This window comes from Halohasta litchfieldiae (assembly GCF_002788215.1).
GTDB classification, from domain to species: Archaea; Halobacteriota; Halobacteria; order Halobacteriales; family Haloferacaceae; genus Halohasta; species Halohasta litchfieldiae.
This window is the reverse complement of record NZ_CP024845.1, coordinates 559,959-578,621: the sequence shown is the minus strand read 5'-3', so window position 1 is coordinate 578,621 and position 18,663 is coordinate 559,959. Positions and strand designations below refer to the sequence as shown.

At 61.3% G+C, this 18,663-nt stretch carries 20 protein-coding genes; 11 read left to right on the top strand and 9 right to left on the bottom strand.

The window, feature by feature from the left end:
* Positions 1-58: 58 nt before the first annotated feature.
* The gene (locus tag HALTADL_RS02895) at positions 59-799 is read right to left on the bottom strand and encodes a proteasome assembly chaperone family protein (RefSeq protein WP_089672556.1); all 741 of its coding nucleotides are present in this window, start codon (positions 797-799) and stop codon (positions 59-61) included.
* A gap of 121 nt (positions 800-920) precedes the next feature.
* Between HALTADL_RS02895 and HALTADL_RS02890 the strand changes: the two genes are divergently transcribed.
* Positions 921-1,829 (top strand): RsmB/NOP family class I SAM-dependent RNA methyltransferase, encoded by a 909-nt coding sequence (locus HALTADL_RS02890; RefSeq protein ID WP_089672557.1) that lies wholly within the window; start codon positions 921-923, stop codon positions 1,827-1,829.
* Positions 1,826-2,377 (top strand): DUF7122 family protein, encoded by a 552-nt coding sequence (locus HALTADL_RS02885; RefSeq protein WP_089672558.1) that lies wholly within the window; start codon positions 1,826-1,828, stop codon positions 2,375-2,377. Before HALTADL_RS02890 ends, HALTADL_RS02885 begins: the two co-directional genes overlap by 4 nt.
* Position 2,378: 1 nt before the next feature.
* On the opposite strand, the gene HALTADL_RS02880 is transcribed toward HALTADL_RS02885, so the two are convergent.
* The 3 genes from HALTADL_RS02880 to HALTADL_RS02870 form a co-directional block, all read right to left on the bottom strand.
* Positions 2,379-2,618, bottom strand: coding sequence for a hypothetical protein (locus tag HALTADL_RS02880; protein WP_089672559.1), 240 nt, complete (start codon positions 2,616-2,618; stop codon positions 2,379-2,381).
* A gap of 62 nt (positions 2,619-2,680) precedes the next feature.
* Positions 2,681-4,192, bottom strand: coding sequence for a DUF790 family protein (locus HALTADL_RS02875; RefSeq protein ID WP_089672560.1), 1,512 nt, complete (start codon positions 4,190-4,192; stop codon positions 2,681-2,683).
* Positions 4,193-4,295: 103 nt separating this feature from the next.
* A complete protein-coding gene (locus HALTADL_RS02870) occupies positions 4,296-5,648 on the bottom strand; it encodes a DEAD/DEAH box helicase family protein (RefSeq protein ID WP_089672561.1) in 1,353 nt (450 codons plus the stop codon).
* Between the two features lie 93 nt (positions 5,649-5,741).
* On the opposite strand from HALTADL_RS02870, the gene HALTADL_RS02865 reads away from it, so the two are divergent.
* The gene (locus HALTADL_RS02865) at positions 5,742-6,119 is read left to right on the top strand and encodes a cupin domain-containing protein (RefSeq protein ID WP_089672562.1); all 378 of its coding nucleotides are present in this window, start codon (positions 5,742-5,744) and stop codon (positions 6,117-6,119) included.
* Between the two features lie 95 nt (positions 6,120-6,214).
* Here the strand turns inward: HALTADL_RS02865 and HALTADL_RS02860 are convergent, their stop codons facing one another.
* From HALTADL_RS02860 to HALTADL_RS02845, 4 genes are all read right to left on the bottom strand, one after another.
* Positions 6,215-6,769 (bottom strand): DoxX family protein, encoded by a 555-nt coding sequence (locus tag HALTADL_RS02860; RefSeq protein ID WP_089672563.1) that lies wholly within the window; start codon positions 6,767-6,769, stop codon positions 6,215-6,217.
* 145 nt (positions 6,770-6,914) lie between these two features.
* Positions 6,915-8,075 carry an NAD(P)/FAD-dependent oxidoreductase gene (locus HALTADL_RS02855; RefSeq protein ID WP_089672564.1) on the bottom strand — a complete coding sequence of 387 codons (1,161 nt, stop codon included), beginning with the start codon at positions 8,073-8,075 and terminating at the stop codon, positions 6,915-6,917.
* 52 nt (positions 8,076-8,127) lie between these two features.
* A complete protein-coding gene (locus HALTADL_RS02850; RefSeq protein ID WP_089672565.1) occupies positions 8,128-8,919 on the bottom strand; it encodes an SAM hydrolase/SAM-dependent halogenase family protein in 792 nt (263 codons plus the stop codon).
* Positions 8,916-9,440 (bottom strand): nicotinamide-nucleotide adenylyltransferase, encoded by a 525-nt coding sequence (locus HALTADL_RS02845; protein WP_089672566.1) that lies wholly within the window; start codon positions 9,438-9,440, stop codon positions 8,916-8,918. Before HALTADL_RS02845 ends, HALTADL_RS02850 begins: the two co-directional genes overlap by 4 nt.
* A gap of 169 nt (positions 9,441-9,609) precedes the next feature.
* On the opposite strand from HALTADL_RS02845, the gene lonB reads away from it, so the two are divergent.
* From lonB to HALTADL_RS02830, 3 genes are all read left to right on the top strand, one after another.
* Positions 9,610-11,850, top strand: a complete 2,241-nt coding sequence (lonB, locus tag HALTADL_RS02840; protein ID WP_089672567.1) for an ATP-dependent protease LonB — start codon at positions 9,610-9,612, stop codon at positions 11,848-11,850.
* Between the two features lie 12 nt (positions 11,851-11,862).
* Positions 11,863-12,765 carry a CPBP family intramembrane glutamic endopeptidase gene (locus HALTADL_RS02835; protein WP_089672568.1) on the top strand — a complete coding sequence of 301 codons (903 nt, stop codon included), beginning with the start codon at positions 11,863-11,865 and terminating at the stop codon, positions 12,763-12,765.
* A 63-nt stretch (positions 12,766-12,828) separates the two neighbouring features.
* Positions 12,829-13,170, top strand: a complete 342-nt coding sequence (locus HALTADL_RS02830) for a hypothetical protein (RefSeq protein ID WP_089672569.1) — start codon at positions 12,829-12,831, stop codon at positions 13,168-13,170.
* Here HALTADL_RS02830 and HALTADL_RS02825 read toward each other — a convergent pair.
* Complete coding sequence (locus tag HALTADL_RS02825) at positions 13,167-13,625, bottom strand: MGMT family protein (protein WP_089672570.1); 459 nt, start codon at positions 13,623-13,625, stop codon at positions 13,167-13,169. The genes HALTADL_RS02830 and HALTADL_RS02825 overlap by 4 nt on opposite strands.
* Positions 13,626-13,710: 85 nt before the next feature.
* Here HALTADL_RS02825 and trpC point away from each other — a divergent pair, with 85 nt between their 5' ends.
* The 5 genes from trpC to HALTADL_RS02800 all read left to right on the top strand — a co-directional run bounded on the left by trpC (position 13,711) and on the right by HALTADL_RS02800 (position 18,652).
* Positions 13,711-14,478 carry an indole-3-glycerol phosphate synthase gene (trpC, locus tag HALTADL_RS02820; protein ID WP_089672571.1) on the top strand — a complete coding sequence of 256 codons (768 nt, stop codon included), beginning with the start codon at positions 13,711-13,713 and terminating at the stop codon, positions 14,476-14,478.
* Entirely contained in the window at positions 14,475-15,713 is a 1,239-nt protein-coding gene (gene trpB / locus HALTADL_RS02815) for a tryptophan synthase subunit beta (RefSeq protein WP_089672572.1), read from the top strand. Before trpC ends, trpB begins: the two co-directional genes overlap by 4 nt.
* Entirely contained in the window at positions 15,714-16,571 is an 858-nt protein-coding gene (trpA, locus tag HALTADL_RS02810; RefSeq protein WP_089672573.1) for a tryptophan synthase subunit alpha, read from the top strand.
* Positions 16,572-16,630: 59 nt separating this feature from the next.
* A complete protein-coding gene (locus tag HALTADL_RS02805; RefSeq protein ID WP_089672574.1) occupies positions 16,631-17,425 on the top strand; it encodes a 2-amino-3,7-dideoxy-D-threo-hept-6-ulosonate synthase in 795 nt (264 codons plus the stop codon).
* 63 nt (positions 17,426-17,488) lie between these two features.
* Positions 17,489-18,652: a 3-dehydroquinate synthase II gene (locus tag HALTADL_RS02800; RefSeq protein WP_089672575.1), complete on the top strand. Its 1,164-nt coding sequence runs from the start codon at positions 17,489-17,491 to the stop codon at positions 18,650-18,652.
* Positions 18,653-18,663: the final 11 nt, after the last annotated feature.

Sequence of the window (18,663 nt, the reverse complement as noted above, 5' to 3'; positions counted from 1 at the left end):
CTTCGGCGGCTTAAGAGTTCAGAAACGGATGGCAAACGGACACCTACTATCGACGCCTCTACTGATACATTCGGAGTGGCTGGGCGCGGCTGCTGTCGTCGTTGGCTTGCTGCATCCGCTGGATCAGCTGTTGGCGTGCCTCCTCGATCTCCTCGGCACGGGTCGACAGATTCTCAGTTGGTACTGAGATGTCCGCAAGAGGCTCAATACCCTGCTCGATGACGACCTGCGAGGCGATTGGATCCGGGAGCTGTGGGTTCGACTCGACGATGAGTCCAACCGCAGTGTGGTCGTGTTCGGTTGCATGCGCCAACAGCGCGCCGGTCGGTCCCGAAATGAGTCCCATCTCGGCCGGTTGGTCGACCCCTGCCTCGGTGAGTCGTTCACCAGCAGTACCATCAGTCGACACACCGTACAGTGCAGGTGTCTCCTCGGTCTGCCGCGGCAGTCCAGAGATGTAGACCGGCAGGATCTCGGTTTCGGCGAACCAGCCGGCGACACAGTTGCCGAACTCTGTGGCTCCTTCCGGCCCGATTGGGACATCGCTCTGGAGTACCAGCAGCTCCCGCTCGGCGTCGACGTAGAGTCGAACTGGCGTCACCAGCTCTCGGTTGTCCTTCTGGTAGGTTGCTACCGGCGGAATACTCTCACAGAAGACGTTGGCATAGTGGTCCATATCGAAGGCATCGATCAGGTGGTCGCCTGCCATCTTCCCGACCAACCCCACGCCGGGGAAGCCTTCGATCAGGACCGGCCTTTCAAGCGACACCTGTTCGTCGACAATGTCAATTTGTGCCATAGGTTAAGCTACGTGTGCCAGCACCTAACGATTGGTGTCCAGTAGTAGTCGGTGGCTACTGGTCGACTGGGCCGGAGCCACGCTCCGAAACCGACTAACGGAGGCGCTGAGAAGAGAGTCTATGAATCCGTTAGAGCGGTATGCCCCGCTGGTCGAGGACCGCGAGGCGTTTTTTGCCGCCTGTGAGCGACCGCTGCCGTCGGTCGTCCGCGTCAACACGATCAACGCGACACCAGAACGTGTGCGTGCTGGGCTTGACGAGGAGGGCGTCGGCTACGAGACGGTCGACTGGAACGACGAAATCCTGCGACTCGACGAACGCGGCCCGGGCACGTCGTGGCCCTACTTCCATGGCTGGCTCCACGGCCAGGAAGAGGTCTCGGCACTCCCAGCCATTGCGCTCAACCCCCAACCCGGCGAGAAGGTATGGGATAGCTGTGCAGCACCCGGCAGTAAGACCACTCAGTTGTCGGCGATGATGGACGACACCGGGGTCGTCATTGGCAACGACAACAACCTCGGTCGACTCTCGGCGCTTCGGCACAATGCCGAACGACTCGGGATCACGAATCTCGTCGTGACCCAGCAGGACGGCCGAAACTTCTCGCTGAAACCGTTCGGGTTCGACGAGTTCGACCGGGCGCTGGTCGACGCGCCCTGTTCCTGTGAGGGAACGGTTCGGAAGAACCCCGATACGCTCGACCAGTGGACACTCGAACACGTCCACAGCGTGTCGGCCATTCAAAAGGGAATCCTCTCGCGGGCGGTTCAGGCGACCAAACCCGGCGGGACGGTTGTCTACTCTACCTGTACGTTCGCGCCCGAAGAAAACGAGGCCGTGGTCGACCACGTCCTCGACACAGAGGGCTGTGAAGTCGTCGAGTTCGACTGCCCAATCGAATCGCGGCCGGGGGTTACTGAGTGGGAGGACGAAACCTACGATTCGAGCGTCGAAAACACCCATCGGATCTATCCACATCTTAACGATACCGGCGGCTTCTACTGTGCGAAACTGGAGGTGACCGCATGAGCGATGTTGGTGACGAAGCCAGCGAAAATGAGGACCTGCGGGACAACGTCGGCCAGCGGTTCGGTCGACTGCCTGCCACACCCGACGACCGAGAGGTGACAGGTCGGGCCTCCCGCGAGGAAGTGGTCGACTTCTTCGAAGAACGGTTCGGTATCGAGCCAGCCGTCTTCGAGTCGTTCACGTTCTGGGAAAAAGGCAAAGGGAAAATATGGATCTTTGCAGACGACATGCCGAGTCCGATTCGTATCGAGGGACTCGGGATGACCGTGCTCCGCACTCGCCAAGAACACTGGAAACCGACCCACAGCGCAGTCCAGCGGTTCGGCAAGCACGCGACGAAAAACGTCGTCGACCTCTCGGCTGAGGAGGCCGCGCAGTTCGCCCGCGGCAACGATCAAGATGTCGACTGGGACGGCGACTGGGGGTATCTGATCGCTGCCCACCAGTTCGCTGGCGAGCGCGAACCGGTTGGGGTTGGGCTGTATCTGTACGACGAACTGCGGTCGACGGTGCCGAAAGGCAACCAAGAAGCGCTGTCGACGCTATAAATCAGGGCTGTCGTTCGGGTTGATCCATCGCCCAGTTGCGGATTTCATCACCATACAGGGACATTAGTATCGTGACCACGATGCCAAGCGGCGACCATCGGTAGGCCAGTAGTGCGACCCCAACCAACAGCGCACCAACGCGTCGGTTGCCACTCAGCAGTGCCCGAATCCCGTTAATCAACACCGAGACGAGACTAAACAGCCGCGACCATTTCGAGGCGAACAGTTGTTTGAGGACCATAGCTAACAGAGGAGCCCAACCAGCAAAAGTCCCGTGGCAGTACGCGGACAGTCAGCTACCGGTTACCGTTTTTCCAACGTACCACCGGTCAGACCCTCCCAGACAACCCGGTAGTCGACCGCTGATAATACGGCACTGGTGTCAGTCAATCCGTACTCCGAGAGCACGGATTCGGCCTCAGTGAGCGACATCCCCTCCGTTAGCCGCTCACTAACATCGGCAAGCACAGTGGGTCGAACCAACAGCTCCCCGAGACGCTCGTGGTCCGGAAACGCCCGCCCTGCAAGCGCGTCAGTCGACACACCGTACTCCGCAGCGACGGCCTCGATGGTTGTCACATCTGCAACAGGGGTAAACGACTCGGGCAAATCAGCGCTGGCCGCCTCAAGAAGGTCAGTTTCGTACTCCCGAAGCACGTCGACAACATCCTTGAGGCGGACCGACCCGCTGTAGGGAACTGCCCGATGGTCGGCGGCTGTAATCTCCTCACCGACACCCAGCGAATCGTCGACGGCGACAATGAGGTCGACATCTTCGACTGCTTCGAGTTGGCCGAGCTTCTTGTCGACGTACGCCGGTGTCCAAAAGCCCATGACCTCAAAATAGACCCGGAAGTCGGCATAGCGGTAGTCGAAGGCGAAATCGGGGATCATTACGCTTGTTCCGGTCTCCAAGAGGTCAGGCTCGCGGTGTAGCTCCCAGTCGAGGTCAAGGTTTGAAAAGCGGGCAGCGAAGTCGGCCTCGACGCCGCTGTCGTAGCTTGGCTCGGCAATTGGGTCGACGCCCGGCACTGAGACATCGCGGTCGGTCAGCACCAACTCGCGTTCGGTGCCGCGGTCGTCAACAGTTGCTCGGAGCTCCCACTCGCTACTCGTGGCGACCGACCGGAGCAGTCGGGCGAAGGCGGTTCCGTACCGCCGGGTCCGCCGAAAGAGTCGGTCCGGCCCAGTGACGACAACGGTTCGTTGGGTCGACCCCTCGGACTCCGTGCGTTCGATCTCGTACATCAGCCGGAGTCGTTTGATTGCCGAGATGAGTCCACGTGGATCGTCGCTCGTAATCCGGACTTCGGTGGCGTCGAACAGCGCGGTCTGGGCCAGCGAGAGGTTGTACTGCTCGATGAGCGTCTCTGGGTCCCACCGGCAATCGAATTCGGTGAGTCGTTGGTTGCAGTCGCGGTCGGCGTACAGCGACTTTTCGACAGCATCGGTGTCGACCGCTAGTCCCTCTGCAGCGATCTCGATAGCCTGCTTGCGCCCCTCGCTGGTTGCGACACCGACCGTCTCGGCGGCCTCGAAGGCCCGACGGCGGGTTCGCTCGGGTGGCAGCGGTGCAACCGTCTCGAAGGTCGCCTCGCGGTCGAGCAGGGCGGCAAGCCCGCGGACCAGTTTAAAATCGGACTCCTCACGTTCGATAGCCTCGACGGCCTCGTCGACTGCTCGGTGTGATTGGTCGACGTGATTCTTATAAATCTCGATCAGTTGAACGGCCAGTGGCCGTATCTCATGGCCGATGAACTCCGGGCGGTAGCTGCCGCCGCGCCGGGAGACACGGAGGAGGTCCTTCGTCAGCACAGCGTATCGTTAGCAAGCGACTACTTATAAACACCCCGAGGAAGGTCTATCTCGACCGCGGCTTAGCGTCACGAGGCAGCGGCCTCGCTGTCGGCGTGACGACTCACCGTCGACGCGCTGCCACTCGCTCCTCAGCAGTCTCCGCACTCACGAGTTCGTAGAGAATGGCCCGGCCGCCGTCGTCTTTCGGCCGCAGAATCCGCCCGAGTCGCTGGGTGAACTCCCGTTGGCTGCCGCTGCCGGAAAGGACGACTGCCACGTTGGCATCGGGGACGTCGACGCCCTCATCGAGCACGTTGGCCGCGACGATTCGGCTGTAGGTTCCGTCCCGAAACCGTTCGAGGATCTCGCGGCGTTCGGCTGCGCCGGTCTCGTTGGTGATCGCTGGTAGCAGAAATCGCTCGGAGAGTCGGTAGACGAGTTCCGTGTGGGCGGTGAAGACGATGATCCGATCCTCCTTATGACGGTCAAAAATTCGGGCCAACTGGTGGCGTTTGTTTTCGGCATTCATCATCAACTCGCGGGCCCGCTGTTTGGCCAGCAAGGCCTCCCTTGCGGCGGGGTCGTTGCCCGAGCGCTTGACCAACTGGAGGTAGTCACTCCCGCTGTTGAAGCTGATATTCGATTTGCGGACGTAGTCGACAAATATTCCCTGAACATCGTCGTACTCAGCGCGCTCCTCGGGGGTGAGTTCGACCTCGATTCGTCGAATTTCGTAGGGGGCGAGATGGTCGCCCGCCAGCTCGTCGACCGCAATCTGGAACACGCGTGGCCCAACGAGATCACGGATCGCCTCGTGTGCGCCGTCGGGTCGCTCGAAGGTGGCTGTCAGGCCGAGGCGGTCCGGCGCGGCCATCAGTCGCGCAATGTCTTGGTATCCTTCGGCTCCGAGGTGGTGGACCTCGTCGAAGACCACGAGACCAAATCGGTCGCCGAGTTCATCGGCTCGGAGGTACGCCGAATCGTACGTAGCGACGGTTACGTCCTCTACTCGTTGTTCGCCGCCGCCGAGTCGACCAATCGGCACGTCGAACTCGGTTTCGAGTTCGCGCTGCCACTGTTCGAGCAGGTCGATTGTCGGGACGACGATCAGGGTTGGCGTTCCGGCGTCGGCAATCGCGGCGAGCGCGATGACGGTTTTCCCGGCTCCCGTTGGGAGTTCGAGTACGCCGCGGCGGTTGCTGTCGACCCACGCGTCGAGCGCGTCCTGCTGGTAGTCGCGAAGTTCGTAGGAGGTTGCGAGGGCCAGTGGCTCGGGGGTGAGCACAGCGTCCGCTACGTCAGCGTCGAGTTCACGGAGAACATCGCGGATCGGCGCGTAGAACTGGGCGGGTGCGCGGGACATGTCGCTGCGGGGGTCAGGTTCGACGCCCGGCAGGCCACTGAGGGGTGGATCGCTCTCGCGGTCGCTCTCGATGCGGAGCGTGCCCTCGTCGTATTCGAGCCGGACTGTCACTGTGGGCAGTCGACTGGCGGGCGATAAATGCGCTCCGGCTCCGGATTCCGCCTGCTGAACTATATATGTCCACAATCAATTAGACCTCTTAGGATGAGTTATCACGTCGTAGATCCGGATAGCATTGAGCCAGCCGACAGAGCCGACGGTGAGTTTCGGTCGATTGGGCGAACTTTCGGCCTCGACACGCTTGGCCTCAATCACGTGACTGCAGCACCGGGCGAACAGATTCCGCTTAAATACCATTACCACGACGAACAGGAGGAAGCCTTCTACGTAATACGGGGCGAACTACACGTCGACACGCCAGACAAAGAGTACGTCATCGACGAGGGCGACCTGTTCATTGTCGAACCGGAAAATCCCCACCGAGCGTTCAATCCCAGTGGTGCAGACAGCCCTGTTGAGGTGCTCGCCATCGGCGCGCCCTCAGTCGACGACGTCCATCGCTACGAACCAGAGACACAGTAGTCGACTCTGTTCAGTCGTTGTTCAGTCGTTGAGTTCATCGCCCACAACACCGTCGCTTGTCGACTCCTCAAAAATTAGTGTGGGATTGTTCGTGGTCAGCCGAGGAAGTACCGCATCCACGGATAGCGCTCGGTGAGAGGTTCGCCACCGATCTCGTAAGCCTCGATGTAGGTGTCGAGGCCGAGGATGCGACCCGCACCGAAGGCGGCCACCGAGAGGAACACGAGCATGTAGGCGAAGTCGCCGTTGATGTACCCATGGGCAATGTCCCAGTTGCCGAGGTAGAACAACAGCATCATGAACGCGCCCCAGAAGGCGGCGAGTCGGGTGAATGCGCCGAGGATCACGCCGAGACCAATGAGGACCTCACCCCACGGCACGGCGACGTTCACGAACTCGACGAACCATGTGGTCTGCCCCATTGCGGCAAACAGGTCGGCTGCGGGGCTCCCGTTGGATGCCGGGGCGTTCAGCAGGTAGCCCGAGGCGCTAAACTCCCCCGAAAGCACCTTGTCGAGACCGCTCTGGAAAAAGGCGATCCCGATCATGAGTCTGAGCGCGAGAATGAACCAGACGCTCAGCGTGTGCAGTCGACCAGTCGCGGTGAATCCCCCGATAGTGCTTCGGAGTTGTATCTCTGATGTAGCCATTACAGGTGTACAAACGGAGTATATATACATCAAATAACCTCGAATTCTCACCAATCTGGAATCGTGAAGGCCCTTATATAATCGTCATGTGTCGCTTACTGACCATCGATGCAGGAAATAAAGGTAAGCGATTACGGGTCGGCTCTCAGGCGTTGAGCTCCTCGCCCACCAACTCCGTCGCCTGCCGAATGGCTCGTACCGAACTCAGATAGCCCGCGCCGACGCTGGCCTTCAGCGCCTTCGCTGCCGTCCCGGTCACGACCTTCGGGCCGACCTGTGCGATCGCACCGTCGCCGACCGAGACGATCCAGCCCGGCACGTCGAATCTGAACTGTTTTAGCCGTGGTTCGAACCCCTCACGGTCCGATAGCTCCCACTCTACGAGTTGGGAAATGTTCTTCGCCGCCACGTTGGCCGACCGAATCGCTGCCGACGCGCTGGCCGGGACCGCCTCGCCGTCGGCGTCGACAATTTTCGCGGCATCGCCAAGTGCGAACGTCGACTTCGTTAGCCGGAGGTCACTTTGGACGACCGGGCGATCGCCAGCCATCGCCGCCGAGCCGCCGATGCCGCCGGTCCAGACAAAGAGATTAGAGTTGATTGAGTGTGTCTCGCCAGTCGACTCGTGGCGAGTCTCGATGGTCGACTCGGTGGCCTCGCTGACCGCGGTCTCAGTTCGAATCTCGATGTCTCGCTCAGTGAGTTCGTCGGCAACCGCCTGCTGAAATGCCTCGGGGAACGCCGGGGCAACCGACGCCAACTGTTCGAGGAGGATTACGTCGATCCGGTCGGCTGCGTCTTCCTCCTCGGCGAGGGTTGCCAACTCTCCGGCGACTTGGACGCCTGAGAGGCCTGCGCCACCGACGACGAACGTCGACTGCTCGCCGGAGTCGATGGCGTCGAGGGCCTGCTGTCGGACCCTCTCGGCGTCACTGACCGACTTGAGTGGCACACCGTGGGCTTCGATCCCCGGCAGGTCATAAAAGGCGGTTTCGGCACCCAGACAGAGCCCGGCGTAGTCGTACTCAAGCGTCTCGCCACTGTCGAGGACCACACTATTGGTGTCGGTGTCGACGTCCTCGATACGCCCAGTGACGATTTCGGCGCGATCAAACAGCGACTCCAATGGGACCTCGATGGTGTCGGTGATCGAAGGCCGCCGAATGACGCGGTGGACCTCGTGTTGGACGAGGTGGGTGTCGCTTTCGTCGACGAGTGTGAGCGTCGCTTCGGGTGGCAACGAGGCTTCGAGCTTGCGAGTAAGTGTCACACCAGCGTAGCCAGCACCGAGGACAACGACATGCATACCCACGTTTGGGTCGCCAGCCGAAAGAACGTGCCGCCCTCGGCTGCTGTCGCTACTCGGGGGCTGTCGTGCCGTCGACTACGATCCGCACAGCATCACCGGCGGCGAGTCCGAACGCCTCGTCACCTCGGCCCTGATTCACGTCGCACTCGACGTAGCCGTGACTCCCGACCGTAAGCAGTTTCTCGCCGGCGTCGACGCGGTCGAACGTGTCGACATACGGCACGGTGACACCGGCAACGGTAGCTTGCTCGGCGTCTGCGAGCAGCTCGCCCGGAACGTTCGTAATCACGTTGCCGAAGTCGTCGACAACGAGGACCTCGCCGTGGATGATCTCGCCCTCGATGGTTGGCTCGGGGAATGAGAGGTCGACGCAGGACGTGAGGTCGATAGGCGAGAGCATGTCGAGGTCGGCGAGTCGGTCGACGCCGATTTCGTGGATCTCGGCGGCTGCCGGCGCAAACACGTCCCGACCGTGGAACGTCGACGAGGCCGGATCGTCGACCGTGATTTCGTAGGCCGAGATCACCGGTGAGTCGGCCTCTTCGGCGAGTCGACGGACGACCGGCCGAAGCAGACCGTTATCGGGGGCGACCAGCGCATGGTCACCAACACGGATCACGATTGCTCGTCGGTCGGTACCGACACCCGGATCGACCACCGCGAGGTGGACGGCTGGTGGAAAATAAGGAACCGTTTCGCGGAGCCAGAAGGCCGCCGGACGCGGGTCCTGTCGCGGCAGGTCGTGACTAATGTCGACCAACTCTGTCTCTGTCCGCGAGAGTATCACGCCCTTCATCGCGGCGGGATACGGCGATCCGAAATCGGAGGCGAGTGTAATCATCGACCGGTGTGAGTTGCCCCATCAGAATCGGTGACCTGCTGGATGCGTTTGTCGCCGCCACACTCTCTGATGACCGCTGCGGCCGGATCGGGGACCAGCGATTCCCAGTCACCGCCGTCAATCATTCGCTCTCTGAGTTCGGTCCCTTCGAGCACCTCGCGGTGGAACATCGGTGACTGTCGGACCTCGACGCCAGCCTCCTCGAACAGCCGAATCACGAGTGGATTGTTGGAGAAGGCGACATCGAACGCTGGGGACATGCTCTGGACGTGGCTCACCCACACCGAGTTACGTTCGAGGTCCTCGATGGGCACCACGTAGGTCGGTATATCGAACTCGGCGACCGATTTGGTGACCATCATCACGCGTTCGCCCGCTGTAAACGGGTTCCGTCGACTGTGGGAATCGCCCGCACTCCCGATGCCGAGGACGAGTTCGTCGACTTGGTCGGCGATCTCCTCGACCATGTGGTGGTGACCGTCGTGATAGGGCTGAAACCGACCGATATAGAACCCTCGCATACCGCCTCATACCACGGCGCTATTTATAAATACGGCGAGTTTCCACGATTCAGTTATTACGGATTGAGAGCGTCTGTATCCGGTGATTATGGTGTAGTGGCAGTGTTGGTGAATGGGAGAAAGTATATCAATCGCCAGTTCGTCTTTTCTGACAGCGAAAGAGTTCTCTATGAGTAACGATACGGACACTGACGACGGTCCCCCCGATTCAGGGGTGAACGACGAGAAACCGTCCACCACCGACGACCAGTCGGTCGACAACGGGCACGACGACGGGCAGCAACTCACCGAGGAGTCGGCCGGTGACCCAGTCGACGACCAGCAGTCGGCGGACGATGAGCCATCGCAACCGGAAGCGGTGCTGACCGACGACGAACTGTTCGAGTCAGGACCTTCTGGCGGCGACTCCCGGTCACGCGCGAACACACCGTCGGAGACCAACGACGACGATGACCCACCGTCGATTGAGGAACTCGGCAGCGATGTCGAGGTCGACGCCCCAATCGCCGACGATGTCGACAAAGACGACCTGCTGGGCGGCCTCCTGATCGACTCGACCGAGGACGTGTCGATCCCCGAGCGACTCGTGGATCAGGTCATCGGTCAAGAACACGCCCGCGACGTCATCATCAAAGCGGCCAAACAGCGCCGCCACGTGATGATGATCGGCTCGCCCGGGACCGGCAAATCGATGCTGGCCAAGGCGATGACCGAACTCCTCCCCAAAGAGGAGTTGCAGGACGTCCTGATCTACCACAATCCCGACGACGGCAACAAGCCGAAAGTTCGCACTGTGCCAGCCGGCAAAGGCGAACAGATCGTCGACGCCCACAAGGAAGAAGCCCGCAAGCGAAACCAGATGCGGACCTTCCTGATGTGGATCATCATCGCCGTCGTGTTGGGCTACGCGCTCATCATCGCCGGCCAGATCCTCTTGGGCATCCTAGCAGCCGGGATCATCTATCTCGCCTTCCGCTACGCATCCCGCGGCAGCGACGCGATGGTGCCGAACTTGCTCGTCAACAACTCCGATACCACCACCGCGCCGTTCCGCGACGCAACCGGTGGTCACGCCGGCGCACTGCTGGGCGACGTTCGACACGACCCCTTCCAGTCCGGTGGGATGGAGACACCGAGCCACGACCGCGTTGAGCCCGGTGCCATCCACAAGGCGAACAAGGGTGTGCTGTTCATCGACGAGATCAACACCCTCGACATTCGCTCCCAGCAGCACCTGATGACCGCGATTCAGGAGGGCGAGTTCTCGATCACGGGCCAGTCCGAGCGCTCCTCGGGTGCGATGGTCCAGACCGAGCCCGTCCCGACGGACTTCATCATGATCGCCGCCGGGAACCTCGATGCGATGGAGAACATGCACCCCGCGCTTCGCTCGCGGATCAAGGGGTACGGCTACGAAGTGTACATGGAGGACACCATCGAGGACACCCCCGAGATGCGCCGGAAGTACGTCCGGTTCGTGGCCCAGGAGGTCGCCAACGACGGTCGACTGCCGCAGTTCGACGACGAAGCCATCGAGGAGATCATCCTCGAAGCTCGCCGGCGTGCTGGTCGAAAAGGCCACCTCACGCTCAAGTTCCGTGATCTCGGTGGACTGGTGCGTGTCGCAGGCGACATCGCACGCGCCGAGGACGCCGAGTTCACGACGCGAGACCACGTCCTGCAGGCCAAAGAACGCTCACGGTCGATTGAACAGCAGTTGGCCGACGAGTTCATCGAGCGCCGCAAAGACTACGAGTTGCAGGTCTCGGACGGTTACCAAGTCGGCCGTGTCAACGGCCTCGCCGTGATGGGCGAGGACTCCGGCATCATGCTCCCGGTGATGGCCGAAGTGACGCCATCACAGGGCCCCGGCCAAGTCATCGCGACCGGCCAACTCAAGGAGATGGCCGAGGAATCCGTGCAGAACGTCTCGGCAATCATCAAGAAGTTCTCGGATCAGAACCTCGCCGAGAAGGACGTTCACATCCAGTTCGTCCAGACCGGCCAGTCCGGTGTCGACGGCGATTCGGCGTCGATTACGGTTGCGACGGCGGTCATCTCGGCGCTGGAAGACGTCGGTGTCAGTCAGAATTTGGCGATGACCGGCTCGCTGTCGGTTCGCGGTGACGTGCTACCGGTCGGTGGGGTGACCCACAAGATCGAGGCCGCTGCCAAGGCCGGCTGTAAGACGGTCATCATTCCGAAGGCGAACGAACAGGACGTGATGATCGAAGACGAGTACAGAGAGATGATCGAGATCATCCCTGTCAGTCACATCAGCGAAGTCCTCGAAGTCGCCCTCGAAGGCGAAGGCGAGAAGGATTCGCTGATCGCCCGGCTCAAATCCATTACCGGCTCGGCGCTCCAAGACGGGAACGTCGCCGGTCCATCCAGTCCAAGCCCGCAGTAACAGCCGCTCCGTATGGCTGACTGGGCAACATTTTCCGGCGCTGTCGGTATTATTCTCGTGTTGCTACTTGTGTTAGCACGTGCCTCGGCGACTGAGTTGGATGAGGCGGCACTGTCCGAACCGAAGTCGACCGACTCGCCCGAGGTGACAGATGAGGTTGACGGAGGTGTGAGCGACGAGACGCTATTTGATACCGAGACTGACGCAAGCGACAGCGAGCGGGATCGATTCGACACCGAGGAGCCAGTTCATGTCGAGGGTGAGTCAGTCGACGCCGACGAAGCACCGATCACACAACCAGCCGAGTCGACCAGAACGCCGGATGCACCCCCACTGTCGACGCCCGCGCTGTTGGCGAACGTTGTTTTTTCACAGGGACTGTTCGGAGTCCTGCTTCTTGCGATGGCGTGGTATACCCAAGTTCCGGCCCGAGCGTTCGGTCTCTCCTCGGAGACCCTGACAGTCGGAGCAGTCGGTACTGGCGTCGCCGTCGGCGTCGTGTTGTACGGACTCAACGAGGCGGCGGGTAGAGTCGCCCGCTGGCAGGGACTGTCGACGCCGAGCACGCTTCGAGAGGCTCTCACACCGGAGACGGCCGCCGGGTGGGCGATTTTGTTGGTCGTCGTCCTCCCCATTATCGCGGGATTCGAGGAACTGCTATTCCGGGGGGCACTGATCGGCGTCGTCCACGCCGGATTTGGAGTCTCGCCGTGGCTCCTTGCTGTTGGCTCCTCGGTCGCGTTCGCGCTTGGCCATGGTGCACAGGGTCGGCTGGGAATCGTCGTCACCGGGCTGCTCAGTCTCGGGTTGGCGGCTGCCTTCGTACTCACCGAGAGTTTGGTCGTCGTGATCGTGGCGCACTACGTTGTCAACGCTGCGGAGTTCGTCGTCCACGAAGGCCCGGAGATGGCCTAAAGGGCTCTCAGCAATGGTAATTTGAACCGTAGATTCAAGAGGGATGACGTCTTTGTCGGCGGCATGGATACCGAGGGGCTGTTCGCAGTCGACCCCGATGATATCCCGCTGTTAGTGGCGACCGGGATGATCGCCGTTGGCTGTATTCTCGTCATCTTGGATATCGGAGCGAGCCATCCGCTGGTGCCGACCTTGGTTATCGGTGGCACCGTTGCCTTCGTCGCGCTGACGCTGTTTCGGATTCCCGAGCGAAATCTCACCGTCGCAGCCGCCGCGATCAGTATGATCCTCGGGAGTACACTCGTCAGTATCGAGTTTCAGTTTGCCTTCGAGTTCGATGGCCCAGTTGGGGCGGCCTTCTTCCTGTTCGGTGCACTCGGGATGTCGAGATACCTCGACGACTAAGAGTCGTTTTCGAGTCGACGCAGCGCCGCGGCGACCTGTGGTGGGGTTGCGCCCTGCCCGTCGCGAACGCGGTGATCCGGCAAAAAGATCGGCAGCGGGTTGTTGCGGAGCGCGTCCCGAACCGTGGCGATATCCCCCTCGTCGCTGGGATCGAGTCCCGCGATCCGCGCGAGTCCTGAGACGGTTACCGTCGACCCCGGTGATACCGAGTCGAGAGCTTCGAGCACCGCTCGCTGGTCGGTCGGCACCGTCAGCCCGATCTCGGCCTCGTTGACCGCAGTCGGGTCGCCGTCGAGAAACGCCTCGACCGCATCAAGCAGTTCGTGGTCCGTCTCAGCGTCTTCCGGGATATCTTCCGGAAACGAGACGTTGATCGCCCGACCGCTTGCAACTCCTAGTTGCACCACGGTATCGATAGCATCGAACCGTCGTGCAAAGATGCCTGCGGTAGTCATAGTTCTGCTCACGCCCCGGGTGCCTTCAAGGGTTCTGTCTCAGGGCGCAAGTATTATGAACACATACGTACATCAGTGTACATAGATGAACTATACTGCGGATGAGTTGGCACCAGCAGTCCGGGGAATTCTCGATTCGGCCGCCGAGCGAGACGGTGGCGAGGGTCGTCTCACAATCGACCCACGGTCCCTTCCCGAAGCCTTCGCGGCTGCCGAATCTGAGGGGCGCGTGCCGATTATCGCGGAGGTCAAACCGACCAGTCCGACGACTGAGGGAACCAACAGGAACGATCCGGTCGACCTCGCCAAAGCGATGGTCGAGGGTGGGGCCGCTGCACTGTCAGTACTCACCGAACCGGACCATTTCGGCGGCTCAGTCGAGAACCTCGAACGCATTCGGGCGGCGGTCGACGTCCCAGTCCTCCGCAAGGATTTCCTGCTGCGAGAGGCCCACCTCGATGCCGTCGAAAGCGACGTGATCCTCCTGATCGCGCGGTTCCTCGGCGACGACCTCGAACCCATGCTGCGGGCAGCCGAGGATCGTGGCTTCCAGCCACTCGTCGAAGTTCACACAGAGGACGAACTCGATGCGGCAGTCGACGCAGGCGCGTCGATAATCGGGATCAACAACCGGGATCTCGGCCAACTGGAAGTCGACCTCGCAACGTTCGAGGAACTGGCTCCGCAGGTTCCAGACGACGTGACGCTGATCGCGGAGAGTGGTGTGTCGACGGTCGAAGACGTGCAGCGAATGGGTGAGGCAGGGGCCGATGGACTGCTCATCGGAACTGCCATCATGGATGGCGATCCACAGACGAACACTGAGCGGTTTACACGAAGTGAGACACAATGAGCACTGACGGCAAATTCGGCGACTACGGCGGACAGTACGTACCCGAGGCACTGATGCCCGCAATCGGGGAGTTAGAGGATGCCTACCAGCGGTATGTGTTGGAGAATGAGGATGGGTTCATGGACGAGTTCCGCCAGCGACTGGCGGATTTCGGCGGTCGACCCACCCCGCTCCAGCACGCGGACCGACTCTCCGAGCGCTACGATCTCGATGTATACCTCAAGCGTGAGGACTTGCTCCACGGTGGGGCACACAAACTCAACAACGCCCTTGGGCAGGTCCTCCTTGCCAAATATATGGGCAAAGACCGGATCATCGCCGAGACCGGCGCGGGCCAACACGGCACCGCGACCGCGATGGCCGCGGCGCATCTGGATATGCCCTGTACCATTTATATGGGCGAACGCGACATCAATCGCCAGCGACCCAACGTGTTCCGGATGAAGCTCAACGGCTCGGACGTCAAACCGGTTACGGCGGGCCGGGGCACGCTCAAGGAAGCGATTTCGGAGACGATGCGCGACTGGGCCGCAAGCGTCGAGACGACCCACTACGTCATCGGATCGGTCGTCGGCCCCCACCCGTTCCCGGCGATGGTTCGGGACTTCCAGGCCGTGATCTCCGAAGAGGCTCGCGAGCAGGCCCACGAGAAGATCGGTGGGCTACCAGACTCAGTCATCGCGTGTGCGGGCGGCGGCTCGAACACGATGGGGACGTTTGCCAACTTCGTCGACGACGAGTCGGTCGACCTCTATGCAGTCGAGGCCGGTGGCTCGTCGCTCGCGGTCGACGAAGAAGAGGGCGTCGCGCCGAACTCCGCGTCGCTTTCGACCGGCGACGAGGGCGTGCTGCATGGTGCGCGCACGAAGCTTCTCCAAGACACCTACGGCCAGATTATGGAGTCTCACAGCATTTCGTCGGGGCTTGATTACGCTGGCGTCGGCCCGGAGTTGGCGTATCTGGTTGATACGGATCGCGTGACGCCCGTCACGGTCGACGACGACGCGGCACTCGAAGGGTTCCACCGACTTTCCCAAACCGAGGGGATTATTCCGGCCCTCGAAACTGCCCACGCCTTTGGGTATCTCGAAGAAAACTACGAGGAGCTTTCGGGCAGCGTGGTCATCAACGTCTCGGGACGCGGCGACAAAGACCTGCAGTCGGCCATTGAGGAAACGGAAGCCCGCGAGATTCCGAATGCGCCGGATATGTCGATGTTCTCGGAGGGGATTTAAATGGCCGAAAACGAGGCTATCGCCGCGGCGTTTGCCGACGGCCCCGCCTTTATTCCGTATCTCGCAGTTGGCGATCCATCGTATGAGGCCTCCAAAGCGTATGTCGAGGCACTCGCCGAGGGCGGCGCGGATATCATCGAACTCGGGCTTCCCTTTTCGGAGCCCATCGCTGAGGGGCCGACGATCCAGAATGCGATTGTCCGTGCACTGAAAGGCGGGATGACGCCCTCGAAGTTTTTCGAGTTCGTCGAGGAGTTGGATGTCGACGTGCCACTCGTCTGTATGACATATTATAACCTCATTTACCAATACGGTCGCTCCCGTGGCGGTGAGGCCGGTCCCGAAGCCTTTGTCAAGCGGGCCGCCGAGGTCGGGATTTCTGGCTTTGTCGTCCCTGATCTCCCGGCAGAGGAGGCTGACCCGCTCCGTGAGGCGTGTGACAAACACGGACTGGATCTGGTCTTTATTGTCGCTCCGACCACGGAAGGCGAGCGACTCGAAGGGATGATGGACCGCGTTTCGGGCTACGTCTACGTACAGGCGCGACTCGGAACGACCGGCGCGAAAACGGATGTCTCGGACCAGACCTCCCAGAGTTTAGCGCGGCTCTCCGAATGGGACGTCCCGAAAGCGGTCGGCTTCGGGATCTCCTCGGGCGATCAAGCCGCGCGGATCGTCGCCAATGGAGCCGACGGAATTATCGTCGGCTCTGCCTTAGTCGACATCGTCGCGGAGGGAGCCGACTCCGACCGGCCGGTCGACGAGACCGCCGCACAACTCGAAATGAAGGCTCGCGAACTCGCAGACGGCACACACAAGGGTGCGGCGCGTCAGTCGCCGGACGTTGACACCGTCTGAGACGGTGTCGGAGTCGCAAGCTACATAGCCCACTACTGACAGAGAGTGACACAACAACTATGTCCGCAGGACTCAGCGCACGACTCGAACGCATCTCCACAGACGGTCGCTACCTGATCGTCCCAATGGATCACGGGATCACACTCGGGGCGGTCAATGGCCTCAAAGATCTCGAAGGAACGGTCGACAGTATCACGAGCGGCGGCGCTGACGCCGTCCTCACCCAGAAGGGCGTCGCCGACCGCGTCCACCCGCACAAAAACGGGAGCGGCTATATCGTCCACATGAACGCCTCGACCTCGATTGGGCCCGACGAAAACGACAAACGCGTCACCTGCAACATCGAGGAGGCGATCCGCGCAGGTGCCGACGCCGTTTCGTTCCATATCAACGTCGGCTCCAACTACGAGCCCAAGCAGATCGAAGATCTCGCCGAACTCACCAGTGAGGCTGCCCGCTACGGACTCCCCGTCCTCGCGATGGCCTACGCTCGCGGACCGGGCATCGAAGGCGACGAGCCGGAGTATCTCGGTCATGCGGTCCGACTCGCCGAAGAACTCGGCGCGGATGTGGTGAAAACCGGCTACAGCGGTGACGCCGAGAGCTTCCAGCACGTCTGTGATTCGACGAACCTCCCAATCGTCATCGCTGGCGGGAGCCGCGGGACGGACTTCGAAACCGCCGAAATGGTCCGTGGGGCGATGGATGCCGGTGCATCGGGTGTCTCGATGGGACGGTCGATCTTCCAACACGAAGATCCCGAGGCGATCACGCGTGCAGTAGCAGCGATTGTTCACGACGACCACGACGCTGAGGACGCACTTGCTGCGGCCGGACTTACTGTCGAAGCCTGATTTTGCTACTGACGAGACTGTCGTTCCGTCACGTTCAAGCCGTCCGGCTTTGACCAACAGGTAATGACGCGAACGGTTTGGCTGAAGGCCGACGACACGGTCGGCGACTGGGAGACTCGCAAGCAACGAATCACCACCGCAATCGAGGCGGGCGTCGACTGGATCCTCGTCGACGAACACGACGTGGGGCGCGTCCGGGAGCTCGGCGACATCAACGTCGCCGCATTCCGCTCGGACGCCGACATGGTCGACGAGGCCGAAACCGAGACCGCAGTAGCCGATGCCTACTTCGTGGGCAAAGACGGCGAGGGCGACGGGACAGTCGACCTCCCCTCCGACTTCTCGGGCTCCGCTGATCTGACGACACTTCGACACAGCGATGATCGGGCACAGGGAGCCTACGTTCGGATCTTCGATCAGGACTACGAGGCCTTCGCCGAGGCCGCGGCCCTCGATGCCGACTACACCATCGTCATCGGCGAGGATTGGACGATTATCCCCCTCGAAAACCTGATCGCCCGAATTGGCGAGGAAACCGATCTCTTGGCTGGTGTGACAACCGCCTCCGAGGCACAGACCGCCTTCGAAACGCTCGAAATCGGCTCTGATGGCGTCCTGCTCGACACAGACAATCCCGACGAGATCCGCGAGACTGTCGAAGTCCGCGATGCCGCCGAGCGCGAAACACTCGATCTGCAGTACGGCGAAGTCTTGGAGGTCGAACGAACCGGAATGGCCGACCGCGTCTGTATCGACACGGGAAGCCTGATGGACCACGACGAGGGGATGTTGATCGGTTCGATGTCCCGCGGGCTGTTCTTTGTCCACGCCGAAACCGCCCAGTCGCCGTACGTCGCCTCCCGACCGTTTAGAGTCAACGCCGGCGCGGTCCACGCCTACGTTCGCACGCCCGACGGCGGTACGAAGTATCTCGCCGAACTCAAAAGCGGCGACGAGGTCCAGGTCGTCGACACCGAGGGCAACACGCGCGAGGCGATTGTCGGCCGCGTGAAGATCGAAAAACGACCGATGTTCCGGATCGAACTCGACGTCGACGGCGACCGGATCGAGACACTGCTCCAGAACGCCGAGACGATCAAGGTCGCAACCAGTGAGGGTCGAAAAGCCGTCACCGACCTCGAACCCGGCGACGAGATGCTGGTCTACTACGAAGACGTGGCCCGACACTTCGGTGAGGCGGTCGAAGAAAGTATCATCGAAAAATAACGCGATACATA